General features: G+C 33.5%; 15 protein-coding genes and 1 tRNA gene. 5 read left to right on the top strand and 11 right to left on the bottom strand.

Going from position 1 to position 13,024, the window contains the following annotated elements; translation table 11 throughout:
- Positions 1–84 precede the first annotated feature (84 nt).
- Positions 85–825 carry a monofunctional biosynthetic peptidoglycan transglycosylase gene (gene mtgA, locus C3L50_RS07805; protein WP_103805617.1) on the bottom strand — a complete coding sequence of 247 codons (741 nt, stop codon included), beginning with the start codon at positions 823–825 and terminating at the stop codon, positions 85–87.
- A 129-nt stretch (positions 826–954) separates the two neighbouring features.
- On the opposite strand from mtgA, the gene C3L50_RS07800 reads away from it, so the two are divergent.
- Entirely contained in the window at positions 955–2,856 is a 1,902-nt protein-coding gene (locus tag C3L50_RS07800; protein WP_103805616.1) for a S9 family peptidase, read from the top strand.
- Positions 2,857–2,968: 112 nt separating this feature from the next.
- On the top strand, positions 2,969–3,817 hold the full coding sequence (locus C3L50_RS07795; RefSeq protein WP_103805615.1) for a DUF4861 family protein: 849 nt from the start codon (positions 2,969–2,971) through the stop codon (positions 3,815–3,817).
- Between the two features lie 121 nt (positions 3,818–3,938).
- Here C3L50_RS07795 and accC read toward each other — a convergent pair whose 3' ends face one another.
- The 6 genes from accC to pdxA form a co-directional block, all read right to left on the bottom strand.
- On the bottom strand, positions 3,939–5,285 hold the full coding sequence (accC, locus tag C3L50_RS07790) for an acetyl-CoA carboxylase biotin carboxylase subunit (protein ID WP_103805614.1): 1,347 nt from the start codon (positions 5,283–5,285) through the stop codon (positions 3,939–3,941).
- Positions 5,286–5,378: 93 nt separating this feature from the next.
- Entirely contained in the window at positions 5,379–5,861 is a 483-nt protein-coding gene (gene accB, locus C3L50_RS07785) for an acetyl-CoA carboxylase biotin carboxyl carrier protein (RefSeq protein ID WP_103805613.1), read from the bottom strand.
- Between the two features lie 23 nt (positions 5,862–5,884).
- Complete coding sequence (locus C3L50_RS07780; protein ID WP_103805612.1) at positions 5,885–6,883, bottom strand: beta-ketoacyl-ACP synthase III; 999 nt, start codon at positions 6,881–6,883, stop codon at positions 5,885–5,887.
- A 172-nt stretch (positions 6,884–7,055) separates the two neighbouring features.
- A complete protein-coding gene (rpmF, locus tag C3L50_RS07775) occupies positions 7,056–7,250 on the bottom strand; it encodes a 50S ribosomal protein L32 (RefSeq protein ID WP_103805611.1) in 195 nt (64 codons plus the stop codon).
- A gap of 9 nt (positions 7,251–7,259) precedes the next feature.
- The gene (locus C3L50_RS07770) at positions 7,260–7,811 is read right to left on the bottom strand and encodes a YceD family protein (protein WP_103805610.1); all 552 of its coding nucleotides are present in this window, start codon (positions 7,809–7,811) and stop codon (positions 7,260–7,262) included.
- A gap of 90 nt (positions 7,812–7,901) precedes the next feature.
- Positions 7,902–8,945 (bottom strand): 4-hydroxythreonine-4-phosphate dehydrogenase PdxA, encoded by a 1,044-nt coding sequence (gene pdxA, locus C3L50_RS07765; RefSeq protein WP_103805609.1) that lies wholly within the window; start codon positions 8,943–8,945, stop codon positions 7,902–7,904.
- A gap of 57 nt (positions 8,946–9,002) precedes the next feature.
- Here pdxA and C3L50_RS07760 point away from each other — a divergent pair, with 57 nt between their 5' ends.
- Positions 9,003–9,590, top strand: a complete 588-nt coding sequence (locus tag C3L50_RS07760; protein ID WP_103805608.1) for a riboflavin synthase — start codon at positions 9,003–9,005, stop codon at positions 9,588–9,590.
- Positions 9,591–9,623: 33 nt separating this feature from the next.
- Here the strand turns inward: C3L50_RS07760 and C3L50_RS07755 are convergent, their stop codons facing one another.
- From C3L50_RS07755 to mce, 3 genes are all read right to left on the bottom strand, one after another.
- Positions 9,624–9,848: a hypothetical protein gene (locus tag C3L50_RS07755; protein ID WP_133158860.1), complete on the bottom strand. Its 225-nt coding sequence runs from the start codon at positions 9,846–9,848 to the stop codon at positions 9,624–9,626.
- Positions 9,849–10,062: 214 nt separating this feature from the next.
- Positions 10,063–10,136, bottom strand: a tRNA-Ile gene (locus C3L50_RS07750).
- Positions 10,137–10,281: 145 nt separating this feature from the next.
- The gene (gene mce / locus C3L50_RS07745) at positions 10,282–10,683 is read right to left on the bottom strand and encodes a methylmalonyl-CoA epimerase (RefSeq protein ID WP_103805606.1); all 402 of its coding nucleotides are present in this window, start codon (positions 10,681–10,683) and stop codon (positions 10,282–10,284) included.
- A 135-nt stretch (positions 10,684–10,818) separates the two neighbouring features.
- Here mce and rbfA point away from each other — a divergent pair, with 135 nt between their 5' ends.
- Together rbfA and C3L50_RS07735 are read left to right on the top strand one after the other, a co-directional pair.
- On the top strand, positions 10,819–11,214 hold the full coding sequence (rbfA, locus tag C3L50_RS07740; protein WP_103805605.1) for a 30S ribosome-binding factor RbfA: 396 nt from the start codon (positions 10,819–10,821) through the stop codon (positions 11,212–11,214).
- Positions 11,215–11,217: 3 nt separating this feature from the next.
- Positions 11,218–12,417 carry an ABC transporter permease gene (locus C3L50_RS07735; protein WP_103805604.1) on the top strand — a complete coding sequence of 400 codons (1,200 nt, stop codon included), beginning with the start codon at positions 11,218–11,220 and terminating at the stop codon, positions 12,415–12,417.
- 146 nt (positions 12,418–12,563) lie between these two features.
- On the opposite strand, the gene C3L50_RS07730 is transcribed toward C3L50_RS07735, so the two are convergent.
- Positions 12,564–12,911 (bottom strand): HopJ type III effector protein, encoded by a 348-nt coding sequence (locus C3L50_RS07730; RefSeq protein WP_103805603.1) that lies wholly within the window; start codon positions 12,909–12,911, stop codon positions 12,564–12,566.
- Between the last annotated feature and the right edge of the window lie 113 nt (positions 12,912–13,024).

Below are 13,024 nucleotides of genomic sequence, written 5' to 3'. Positions count from 1 at the left end.
GCAAGGATTTTTACTGAAATAAATCAGTAAAAAATCGTTAATTACACTTTAGTAGGAATGTGTAATTTAAATTATAGCATTTTTTTAATAGTTAATTTTGCCAATATGCCTCATTATACGGACAATTTTGTCTTTTCTGCGATTGATATAAGAAGAAGAACTGGTCGCTGAATATTTTCTTGGATTCGGCAAAATAGCTGCAATTCCAGCGGCTTGAATTTTGGTAAGACTCTTAGCATCTTTTCGGTACCAATGTTGCGTTGCAGCTTGGGCTCCATAAATCCCATTTCCCATTTCGATGCTGTTGAGATAGACTTCCATAATGCGCTCTTTGCCCCAAATTAGTTCTATCAAAATCGTAAAATAAGCTTCCAAACCTTTGCGCAAATAGCTTCTGCCTTGCCAAAGAAAAACGTTTTTAGCGGTTTGTTGCGAAATGGTACTTCCTCCTTTTATCCGTCTCCCTCTTTCATTGTTTTTATAGGCTTTTTGCATGGCTGTAAAATCAAAACCGTGATGGCTCAGAAAAGTTCCATCTTCACTCGCAATTACGGCTTTTTGCAAATTAAGCGAAATGTTTTCTATGGGTTCCCAGTCGTGGCTATAATAATTTTCTTTGCCAGCGAGCTTATTTTCTATGGTTCGAATCACCATCAAAGGTGTGAATGGAACGGGCACAAACTTAAATAATACCACAAGAAAGATAGACACCCCAAAAAACCACAACATTGCTTTGAATAAAAACCTAGAGACTTTGCTCCTGAAAGTTCCAGTATCTTTTTTTGCTGGTTTTTTTGTTTTTTTCGATGTTATTTTTGTCGCCATTCTGTTAAAACTGATTTTTTTATAAAAGTAAAAAAAATTGCTTCTTATTTCTAAAATTTGCTAGAAATAACTTCATCGTATTCTGATTGGTTTTTGTATTTTTAAAACTATAAAAATCCCCAATTTATAATGAAAAAAATAGCTTTTATAATACTGATAATGATAAACTTAAATGCGATGGCGCAAAACGCAATGTCTCCAGAATTACTTTTAAAATTAGGAAGAGTTTCGGCTCTTGGACTTTCTAAAGATGGAAAAAATATAATTTACAAGGTGGACACTCCTTCAGCCGAAGAGAATAAATCCAATTCAAAATTCTATTCTTTGCCTATAAATGGTGGAAATCCAATCGAAATTACTTCTACCAAAGAAGTGTTGAATGACAAAAATATTTCTCCAGACGGAAAATTTATTGTTTATGACCAAGAAGTGAAAATCGACAAAGTTCACGGCAAAGATTTTTATCCTGAATTAGACAAATCGAATGTTCAAATCTACAATGGTTTGGATTATCGTCATTGGGACAAATGGAACGAAGGCAAATTCAATCATGTTTTTTATAAAGGAAATAAAGAAGGTGCGGATGGAATAGATATTTTGAAAGGTGAAAATTTCGATAGTCCGCAAAAACCTTTTGGAGGAGACGAAGATTATATTTGGTCGCCAGATAGCAAAAGCATTATTTATGTTTGCAAGAAAAAAGCCGGAACCGCTTATGCCATTAGCACAAATACCGATTTATATGAATATAATTTAGAAACCGGAAAAACAACTAATAAAACTGAAGGCAATTTAGGGTATGACACTCATCCAGCATTTTCTCCAACAGGAAATTTAACTTGGTTGCAAATGAAACGCGATGGTTATGAAGCCGATAAAAACGACATTATTGTTCAATTCAAAGGAATCAATATCAATTTAACAGCCCATTGGGATGGAACAGTAGAAAGTTTTCTTTGGAGTCCTGACGGCAAAAAAGTATATTTTCAAGCCCCAATAGACGGAACAATTCAACTGTTTGAAGTCGATTTTCCTGGGGTGACCAAGAAATTACCACAAGTCATCCAATTGACCAATGGCGATTTTGATGTTACTGGTTTGATTGCTTTATCGGGTGATAGTATTTTCGTAACTCGAACGGATATGAATCACGCTGCCGAAATTTATTCCTATAATTTGCAGCAAAAAACTTGGCATCAATTGACGAATGTCAACACAGAAATTTATAATTCATTGGCGTTAAGCAAAACCGAAAGAAGATATGTCACTACAACGGATGGTAAAAAAATGTTAGTTTGGGTTATTCTTCCTCCCCATTTTGACGCTTCCAAAAAATACCCAACTTTATTGTATTGTCAAGGTGGACCACAATCGGCATTGACACAATTTTATTCTTTCCGCTGGAATTTCCAATTAATGGCGGCTCAAGGTTATATTGTTGTAGCCCCGAATCGTCGTGGAATGCAGGGGCACGGTGTGGAATGGAACGAACAAATTAGCAAAGATTGGGGCGGACAAGTAATGCAGGATTACCTTTCAGCCATTGACGATGTTGCCAAAGAAAACTATGTTGACAAAAACCGTTTGGGTTGTGTTGGTGCTAGTTATGGAGGTTATTCAGCGTTTTATTTGGCTGGAATTCACAACAATCGATTCAAAACTTTCATTGCTCACGACGGAGTTTTCAATACGCAAAGTATGTTTGGTACTACCGAAGAAGTGTTCTTTAATTATTGGGATTTTGGTGGCGCTTATTGGGAAAAAGACAATGCAGTAGCGCAAAAAGCCTACACTGTATTTAATCCTATTAACAATGTTCAAAAATGGAATATGCCTATTTTAATTATTCAAGGTGGAAATGATTTTAGAGTTCCTATTGGACAAGGTCAAGAAGCTTTTCAGGCGGCACAAATGCTTGGAATACAAAGTAGATTCCTTTATTTTCCAGAAGAAAATCATTGGGTTTTGAAACCTCAAAATGCTTTGGTTTGGCAGAGAGAATTTTATAAATGGTTGAAAGAAACTTTGTAAATTTTCAGGATACACTTTCTCTTTTTCTATCAATAAAGAGAAATTTTTAGGTAATTTTATATGGTTTAATTACTTTTACTAAAATTAATTGTAATCGATAACATAGATAATTATGAAAACATCATTTATTGCTTTTTTACTGTTTTGTGGAATTTGTTTTGGTCAAAACAATACGGATACAAGCCTTTATATGAAGTCAGATAAGGTCACCTATCTTACTGATATAGGTTCTGAATCTGGCGATTTATACAAAACAATTGGACACCACGGGCCAGCAATTGAAAACGAATGGATGGCACTCCGAATTTATTTCAATGAAAAAGTAGCTATTGATGTGTATTCCAAACCCAATTTGGGGCTAGAATTGAGAAAAGCAAATTGGTATCCAACTCCAGAACAACAAAAAGAAGGATGGGGAGCTGATTATTATAAAGTGAATGCAACCGTTGGACTTGGAGGTGTTAAACTTTGGGATGGCGAAAAAGTAGTTCCGTTAAATCCAGTTAGCAATCGTTTAGCACGAGTTAGAAAAACAGACACCACTTCTTGGATGGAAATGATTTCTAAAGGAGTTTCATACAAAGGTCAAAAAGTAGATATTCTAGTTCGAGTGACCGTTTTCTCTGGAAAAAGAGAGGCAAAAGTTGAAGCTATTTGTTTGAGCAAAACGAAAGTTCAGTTTGTAACGGGTGTGAATTATTTCAAAGATTTCAAATCAGATAAAGGTTCTAATTACATCGCAGTTTGGGGTATGCACCCTGAAGATGTAGCTGCTTCAAAAGTTGAAGTTGGTGCTGCAATTAAATACAACCCAAAAGATTATTTGAAAAATTTTGATGATGGAACTCAATATTTATTGGTTTCAAAGCCAACCAAACATTTAGAAACTACCATAATTTCGAGTTGTGCAATCGAAAAAGATTTAAACAGTTTTGAAAAATTGGTGGCATTTTTAAAATAAAAATGGCTGTCATTTTTCTAGAAATTATTAGAGTTTCATTCTACAAACACTAATTTTGAATCGAATAAACATAAAAAAAACTCGCTAAATCAGCGAGTTTTTATATATATAATACCTTTTCTTATTCTGGATCGTTCATTTTAAAAGTATCCATAAAAGCAGTGGTGTAATCTCCTTCAATGTATTTTGGATCGTCCATCAACTGTCTGTGAAACGGAATGGTTGTTTTGATTCCTTCAATCACAAATTCATCCAAAGCTCTTCTCATTTTGCTAATTGCTTCTTCACGCGTTTGAGCTGTGGTAATCAATTTGGCAATCATCGAATCGTAATTTGGCGGAATAGTATAACCCGAATAAACGTGAGTGTCCAAACGAACTCCGTGACCACCTGGCATGTGTAGCGTAGTGATTTTTCCTGGTGAAGGTCTAAAGTCATTATAAGGATCTTCGGCATTGATGCGGCATTCGATGGCGTGCAATTCTGGTAAGTAATTTTTACCCGAAATTGGAATTCCAGCGGCTACCATAATTTGCTCGCGAATTAAGTCATAATCAATAACTTGTTCTGTAATTGGGTGTTCTACTTGAATACGAGTATTCATTTCCATAAAGTAGAAATTACGGTGTTTGTCAACCAAAAATTCTACAGTTCCTGCACCTTCATATTGAATAAATTCTGCTGCTTTTACGGCCGCTTCTCCCATTTTCTGACGCAATTCATCGGTCATAAATGGCGAAGGAGTTTCTTCTGTTAATTTTTGATGACGACGTTGTACCGAACAATCTCTTTCTGAAAGATGACAAGCTTTGCCATAAGCATCACCTACAATTTGAATTTCGATGTGTCTTGGTTCTTCAATGAGTTTTTCCATGTACATCCCATCATTTCCAAATGCAGCTGCCGATTCTTGACGAGCACTTTCCCATGCTTTTAGCAAATCTTCTTCTTTCCAAACAGCTCGCATTCCTTTTCCACCACCACCAGCTGTTGCTTTTAACATCACTGGATAGCCCATTTCTTTTGAAAGTTTTTGTGCTTGTTCAAAAGATTCTAACAAACCGTCCGAACCTGGAACACAAGGTACTCCCGCAGCTTTCATAGTAGCTTTGGCCGAAGCTTTATCGCCCATTCTGTCAATCATTTCTGGTGCAGCACCAATAAATTTCACATTGTGTTCTTGACAAATTTTGGAAAATTTTGAATTTTCAGAAAGAAAACCATATCCTGGATGTATTGCATCTGCGTTTGTGATTTCGGCAGCAGCAATAATGTTTGACATTTTAAGATAGGACAAACTGCTAGGAGGAGGGCCGATACAAACGGCTTCATCGGCAAACTTCACATGCAAACTTTCAGCATCAGCAGTTGAATAAACGGCTACTGTCTTGATACCCATTTCTTTGCAGGTTCTAATGATGCGAAGCGCAATTTCTCCTCTGTTGGCTATTAGTATTTTTTTAAACATCTATTTTGAGTTATGAGTTATGAGTTATGAGTTTTTGAAATTATGATTGATAAAAACCAATTCATAATTTATAATTCATAATTTATAAATTAATTAAGACGGATCTACTAAAAACAAAGGTTGATCGTATTCAACAGGAGACATGTCATCAACTAAAATTTTAACGATTTTTCCAGACACTTCCGATTCGATTTCGTTAAATAATTTCATCGCTTCAATCACACAAAGAACATTTCCTTTTGCGATAGTGCTTCCAACTTCAACAAACATAGGTTTGTCTGGAGATGGTTTTCTGTAGAAAGTTCCAATAATTGGAGATTTTATAGTGATGTAATTTGAATTTTCTGCTGGTGGTGCTGGTGCTGCAGGTGTTGCAACTGGCGCAATTTGTTGAGGTACTACTGCTGGCTGAAGTGCTGGTTGAGCTGTTGGCATTTGTAGGTAAGTAGCTTCGGTAACATTGCCTTCTAGTGTAGTTCTGATGGTGATTTTTACATCATCCATTTCTAATTTAACTTCTGCAACTCCAGAATTTGCTACAAATTTGATTAGATTTTGAATTTCTTTTAAATCCATGATTATTTGTTTTAAGTTTTATTTTATTTTTTGTCGTAAGCCCATTTTAGGTAAATAGATCCCCAAGAGAATCCTCCACCAAAAGCAGCAAATATTATTGTATCTCCTTTTTTAAATAAATGTTCAAAATCACTTAGAACTAGTGGAAGAGTGGCAGAAGTAGTGTTTCCGTATCTTTCGATGTTCATTAATACTTTTGAATCTTCTAAATTCATTCGATTTGCAATGGCATCAATAATTCTTTTGTTGGCTTGGTGTGGAACCAACCATTGGACATCATTATTGGTCAAATTGTTGTTTTTCAAAATAGTTTCACAAGCATCGGCCATATTGGTAACAGCATATTTAAAAACAGTTTTTCCGTCTTGCATAATATTATGCTGATTGTCTCTAACGGTTTCGAAAGAAGCTGGAAAAAGAGAACCACCTGCAGTCATTTTCAAGAATTCTCTGCCTTCGCCATCTGTTCTTAAATATTCGTCTTGTAAGCCTAGGCCTTCATTGTTAGGCTCGAATAACACGGCACCAGCTCCGTCACCAAAAATGATGCAAGTTGCTCTATCTGTATAATCTACAATTGAGGACATTTTGTCGGCGCCAATCAATAGTACTTTTTTATATCTTCCTGATTCTATGTAAGCTGCGGCTGTTGACATACCAAACAAAAAACTTGAACAAGCAGATTGTAGGTCATAAGAAAAGGCATTGGTTGCTCCGATTTCGGTAGCTACATAAGCTCCTGTCGATGCTACAAGCATATCTGCTGTTGCTGTTGCGACTAAGACTAAATCAATTTCTAAGGGATCAATATTTGATTTATTAATTAAGTCTTGAGCGGCTTTTATTGCTAAATAAGAGGTTCCTTTGGCATCATCCTTCAGAATTCTTCTTTCTTTTATCCCAGTACGTGTAGTAATCCACTCATCATTAGTATCGACTAATGTTTCTAGAATACTATTTGTAAGTACATAGTCAGGAACATAGGCTCCAACAGCTGTGATTGCGGCTGTGATTTTATTCATTTTATTCAAATTTTTCTAGCCAAATGCTATTATTTAAAATTTTTCTAAAGGACTCGAAAAATACAAAAAAAAATCAAATCATTCTCTTTTTGATAGTCCTTATTTAACATAAATTATAAACAACAAAAAACTCTCACAAAGTGAGAGTTCAAGTATCGTTTACAGTATTATATTAAGCAACAGCTACAGATTTATCTATAACAACTTGCCCTCTGTAATACATTTTTCCTTCATGCCAGTAAGCTCTGTGATACAAATGAGCCTCACCTGTGATAGGGCAAGTTGCTATTTGAGCTACAGTAGCTGTGTAATGAGTTCTTCTTTTATCTCTTCTTGTTTTCGAGGTTTTTCTCTTAGGATGTGCCATTTTACTATATTATTTATCCGTTAATAGTTGCTTTAATTTGTCCCAACGTGGGTCGGTATCTTCTTGTTTTTGTTCTTTTGTATGCTCTTTTTTCAGTTCTTTTATGGTTAATTCTTTCAGTTTTGCTAAGGCTTCTGTATTTAAACTTCCGTCTTTAACACCTGGATGAATTCGTCTTAGAGGAACAGAAAGAACAATCATTTCATAAATATATTGCGAAATATCTATTTGAAACTCTCCGTGTGGCACTATCAACAACTCTTCATTATCATTGTTGAAAGCATCTCCAAAACGGACGATTAATTTCATTTTACCTTTTATGGGCAAATCAAATTCTTCGTTTGTCATATCGCAAGGCACGTTTACCGTTCCTTTATGCTTGAAAGCCAACTCTAACATTGTGCTTTTTTTCTCTAAAACTACGTTTACTTTGATATCTGAATCATTAAATTCGTGATAATCAAAGATTTCAAAGAACGCCTTATTTATTTGATATTCAAAATGATGTTTCCCTAGCTTTAATCCTATAAAAGGAATTAAAAATTCTTTCTTCTTGTCCATTTCAACAACAATTTGCCCTAAACTTCGGGAGTGCAAAGATATAAAATTATTGGAAATCTAATAATCTTATTAATCTTTTTTTGTTTATATCTATTTTTCTTTTGTTTTCAATGGTTTTTGGCTGATTTCAGCATACTGATTTCTGGAATTATACACATCTATTGCTAAATAAACGGCTTCTTTGAATGAATTATAATCGGCAATTCCTTTACCAGCAATGTCATATGCCGTTCCATGATCTGGCGATGTTCTAATTTTATTTAAACCTGCTGTGTAATTTACACCATTCCCAAAAGATAATGTTTTGAACGGAATTAACCCCTGATCATGATATGTGGCGATAATAGCATCGTATTTGTCATATTGATTGCTACCAAAAAAACCATCGGCAGCAAAAGGACCAAAAACCAAAGTTCCTTTATCGAATATTTTTTTCAATGCTGGTTTTAAAACAGCATCATCTTCTTTGCCAATTACGCCTCCATCACCACAATGTGGATTCAATCCTAAAACGGCTATTTTTGGCTTGTTGATGCTGAAATCTTGTATAATCGTCTGCTTTATAGTTTCGATTTTCTTTACAATTAATTCTTCTGTAAGATGGGATGCAACCTCATTTAAAGGAATGTGGTCTGTTAACAAACCTACTCTCAAGTTGTCTTGTACCATCAACATCAAGGCATTGCCTTCTAGTTCTTGGTCTAAATAATCGGTATGTCCTGGAAATTTAAAATCTTCTGATTGGATGTTGTATTTATTTATTGGAGCAGTTACCAATACATCAACAAGACCTTCTTTTAAAGCTTTAGTGGCCGCAACAAATGATTTTATGGCGTATTTTCCAATTTTTTCATCATTTACACCAAAATTAATTTCTACTGCTTCTTGCCAAACATTTAAAACATTAATTTTTCCCAAAACTATTTGATCCAATCTGTCGATTCCTTGAAGCATCGAAGTTGACTCTAAGGTTTTTTTAATAAACGACACCACTTTTACATTGGCAAAAATTACAGGAGTACACAATTCTAACATTCGAGAATCTTCGAAGGTTTTAAGAATCACTTCGCTTCCAATACCGTTTAAATCTCCAATCGAAATTCCAACGATTATATTTTCTGCTTTTTTTATCATGACATCACTTATTTATTGCTAATTTTGAAGTGCAAATTTAGTAAAATAAAATAAGAAATGTTTACAGGAATAATAGAATCCCTTGGAGTAATACAAGAAATCAAAAATGATAAGGACAATGTGCATATTACAATTGACTCCTCAATTACAAATGAACTAAAAATTGACCAAAGTGTTGCTCACAACGGAATATGTATGACGGTGGTTTCGATTGATAATAGCTCTTATACCGTAACTGCTATTGCTGAAACAATAAAAAAAACAAATTTATCCCATCTAAAAGTAGGGGATAGCGTCAATCTTGAAAGAGCTATGAAATTGGGTGATCGACTCGACGGTCATATTGTTCAAGGTCATGTGGATCAAGTAGGAACGTGCAAGGTTGCAAATGAAACAAATGGAAGTTGGTATTATACTTTTGAATATGATGATTCTATTGGAAATATTACTATAGAAAAAGGCTCGATTACTGTAAATGGTGTTAGTTTAACTGTTGTAAATTCTAAAAAAAATGAATTTAGCGTTGCTATTATTCCTTATACATATGAACATACAAATTTTAATTCCTTTGTCATTGGCACTAAAGTAAATCTTGAATTTGACCTAATTGGGAAATATATTTCAAAATTATATACGAGCAAATAAAGCGCATTTATTATAAAAACAAAAACTCCAATTTTAAATTGGAGTTTTTGTTTTTAAGTTATGTCTGTAAATGATATAAGCTCCTATAAGAATTGCAATTATAAAAAGGGCGAATAGATTTTCGTCAATAGGCAATCCAGGTGGTGGTGGCGGTTTTTTATTTGGGTTTGGCGGTGGTGGATTTGGACCTGCAAACACAATTGACACACTCAATAGGTATATTATTGTAATAAAAAACTTGTTTGCATTAATTTTCATATTTACTAAAAAATCGTTTTTTAAAGATAAAGAACCTATCAAATCCCAATCTAATAACTACATATTCTATAAAATAGTATGCGCAAAGTTATTTTTATTTACTAATAAACCAATACTTTTGTCGATTAAAATACATATTTTAACGATTAAATACCATATTTTAATATTTTAACAAAAAAAACCCCTCATAATCATTGATTGTGAGGGGTGTTTGTGGTCCCACTTGGAATCGAACCAAGCACCTACTGATTATGAGTCAGTTGCTCTAACCGAATGAGCTATAGGACCTTTTTAGCGATTGCAAAATTACTACTATTTTATATTTATACAACTATTTTTGAGTTAGTTTTTTTATAACCTTACTATAAATCCCTCTTTTAAAACAGAACTAATTGATTATTAGAGCACTTTAATATCAAAAAGGATTGAAAAACTATTTCAATTCTTGACACAATTCTATTAAAACGCCATTTGTGCTTTTTGGATGTAAAAAAGCGACTAATTTATTATCGGCTCCTTTTTTTGGAATTTCATTTAAAAGGACAAATCCTTCTTTTTCTAAACGAGCCATTTCGGCTACTATATCATCTACTTCAAAAGCGATGTGATGAATTCCTTCTCCTTTTTTGGCTATAAATTTGGCAATTGGACTTTCTGAATTTGTTGCTTCTAATAGTTCAATTTTATTGGGGCCGTTCTTAAAAAAAGCTGTTTTGACACCTTCGGAAACAACCTCTTCTTGTTTGTAAGCTGCTGACCCAAATAGTTTTTCATATATAATTGTCGAAGTTTCTAAGCTAGTCACAGCAATTCCTATATGTTCTATTTTATTCATATTTCTCTTGAATTTGAATTTTTAAAAATAATTAAATTTACGTTTTTAAAATGATCAAGAACTAAATAAAGTTAAAAAATATAGGTCTTAGCTACTTTATAAGATTGTCTCTCAAAAAATTAGTATTTTTGCACAATGGAACAAACAAATAGACAGAAAAAAATAGGTGGAGTTATCCAAAAAGATTTGGTTGATATTCTACAAGGTGAGGTAAGAAAAAATGGAGTTACCAATTTGATAATTTCAGTGTCGAAGGTTAGTGTGACTACCGATTTGTCGGTAGCTACAGTGTATTTAAGCATATTTCCTCAAGAAAAAGCTCAAGAAACTTTAGTGGCAATAAAAACAAATTCTAAATTAATTAAACACGATTTGTCTCAAAGAGTGCGCTTGCAATTGCGAAAAGTGCCTAATTTAGTATTCTTTATAGACGATTCATTAGATTATATCGAAAAAATTGACAATGCTTTGTCAAACAAAGACAATCCTATTGAAAACCGTGATCTTTTAGAAAAACGTAGATTTCAATAAAAGTTGAATTTCCCTCTTTACATAGCCAAGCGTTATATTTTTAGCAGTAGTAAAAACAATGCTATCAATATCATCAATCGAATTGCCAGTGTGGGAATCATTGTTGGCGCAATGGCTTTGTTTGTGGTTTTATCGGTTTTTAGTGGATTGAAAATTTTTAGTCTTTCGTTTTCCAATGATATTGATCCAGATTTAAAAATTAGAAGTACACTAGGAAAATCTTTTTTAATTTCGGCTTCACAAGAAACTGAAATCGAACAAATTGAAGGAGTTGTTTCGTATTCAAAAATCATCGAAGAAAGGGTTTTGTTCACTTTTGATGGAAAACAACAAGTTACCTATTTGAAAGGGGTAGATGAGAATTTCAACCAAGTAAATGCCATAAAAAAAACCATTTTTAACGGAGATTGGCTCAAAAAAGACACCTATCAAGTGGTTGTTGGTTATGGTATTTCAAATGAATTCTCGATGGGATTGTTGGATTACAATCATTATTTGGAAGTTTTGGCACCAAGACCAGGAAAAGGTAATATTGAAAATCCAGATGAGGCTTTCAATAAAATGACATTAATTCCTGTTGGGATTTATGCCATTAGCGAAGACTTGGATTCAAAATATGTGTTTGCTGATTTAGGTTTGGCTCAAGAATTATTAGAATACAAAACCAATCAAATTTCGGGGATAGAGTTGAAGATTAAAAAAGATGCCGATGAAAATACGATCATTGGTAAACTTCAAAACATTTTCAACAATAAAATTACTATAAAGAATAGAGCCCAACTCAACGAATCTTTGTATAAAATGTTGAATACTGAAAATATAGCCGTGTATTTAATATTTACATTGGTCATTATTATTGCTCTTTTCAATCTTATTGGTGCATTAATTATGATGATTTTAGACAAAAAAGGAAACCTAAAAACGTTATTAAATCTAGGAACTGACATCAAAGATTTGCGTAAAATATTCCTATTGCAAGGCACTTTATTGAGTGTTTTTGGGGGGATTATTGGACTTCTTTTAGGTGTTGGATTGGTATTGCTACAACAAGAGTTTGAATTAGTAATGATTACACCAACATTAGCTTATCCTGTGGTTTTTAACATCGAAAACGTATTGATTGTACTTGCAACAATTATCACACTTGGTTTTATAGCATCGTTGATTGCTAGTAGTAGAGTGAGTAAAAAGTTGTTGGATTAATATTCATCAAAAAACGAATTCTAAACTCGAGTGAAAGCAAATTTAAGATCACCATTTGTAGATTTATTTTTTCCAATTTGAAATTACGAGCAACGAAGCAATCTCATAACTGAGTGAAATTGCAATTGCTTCGTTCTACAATGAATTTAGACCTTCAGCCTCAAAGCTTCTCCTTCAAATTGAATTCCGTCCCATCCTAATTTCATAAAATTACGAATATTTTGGTGGTTTGTTCCTTCTGGATCGTCCAATACTTCTTCAAAATAATAGGCTCCGAAACAAGCTAAAGTTTCTGCTTGAGATAAGTTTTGCAATTTCGCAAAAGCAAATAATTTACAAGAACCCGAGTTTTGCCCTGCTTCATTATGCTGCGCTCCATTATCGAAAGTGGTTGGCGTAAAATCGTAATTTTCCTCAATTATTGCAATAGTTTCTGGAAAAGTAATGGAGTTTGGTGTTTGTTTTAGTTTTTCTAAAAAAGTGGTAATGGTCATTATATAATTTATTATTTGAATTATTTCTCACCGCAAATTCGCAAATTTTTAATTTAGTATCAAAATTTAAAGACTAAAATTTGAAAAAAATCTGCGAATCTCTGGTAAAACTT

Source organism: Flavobacterium alvei, assembly GCF_002920895.1.
In the GTDB taxonomy this organism is placed as follows: domain Bacteria; phylum Bacteroidota; class Bacteroidia; order Flavobacteriales; family Flavobacteriaceae; genus Flavobacterium; species Flavobacterium alvei.
This window is presented reverse-complemented; position numbering and strand designations above follow the sequence as displayed.

Bases quoted from the DNA above. Each gene is read 5' to 3' on its own strand.
- C3L50_RS07770 (WP_103805610.1), bottom strand. From the start codon at position 7,811: ATGGACAAGAAGAAAGAATTTTTAATTCCTTTTATAGGATTAAAGCTA.
- C3L50_RS07760 (WP_103805608.1), top strand. From the start codon at position 9,003: ATGTTTACAGGAATAATAGAATCCCTTGGAGTAATACAAGAAATCAAA.
- accC (WP_103805614.1), bottom strand. From the start codon at position 5,285: ATGTTTAAAAAAATACTAATAGCCAACAGAGGAGAAATTGCGCTTCGC.
- rpmF (WP_103805611.1), bottom strand. From the start codon at position 7,250: ATGGCACATCCTAAGAGAAAAACCTCGAAAACAAGAAGAGATAAAAGA.
- pdxA (WP_103805609.1), bottom strand. From the start codon at position 8,945: ATGATAAAAAAAGCAGAAAATATAATCGTTGGAATTTCGATTGGAGAT.
- mtgA (WP_103805617.1), bottom strand. From the start codon at position 825: ATGGCGACAAAAATAACATCGAAAAAAACAAAAAAACCAGCAAAAAAA.
- C3L50_RS07730 (WP_103805603.1), bottom strand. From the start codon at position 12,911: ATGACCATTACCACTTTTTTAGAAAAACTAAAACAAACACCAAACTCC.
- rbfA (WP_103805605.1), top strand. From the start codon at position 10,819: ATGGAACAAACAAATAGACAGAAAAAAATAGGTGGAGTTATCCAAAAA.
- C3L50_RS07755 (WP_133158860.1), bottom strand. From the start codon at position 9,848: ATGAAAATTAATGCAAACAAGTTTTTTATTACAATAATATACCTATTG.
- C3L50_RS07795 (WP_103805615.1), top strand. From the start codon at position 2,969: ATGAAAACATCATTTATTGCTTTTTTACTGTTTTGTGGAATTTGTTTT.
- accB (WP_103805613.1), bottom strand. From the start codon at position 5,861: ATGGATTTAAAAGAAATTCAAAATCTAATCAAATTTGTAGCAAATTCT.
- C3L50_RS07780 (WP_103805612.1), bottom strand. From the start codon at position 6,883: ATGAATAAAATCACAGCCGCAATCACAGCTGTTGGAGCCTATGTTCCT.
- mce (WP_103805606.1), bottom strand. From the start codon at position 10,683: ATGAATAAAATAGAACATATAGGAATTGCTGTGACTAGCTTAGAAACT.
- C3L50_RS07800 (WP_103805616.1), top strand. From the start codon at position 955: ATGAAAAAAATAGCTTTTATAATACTGATAATGATAAACTTAAATGCG.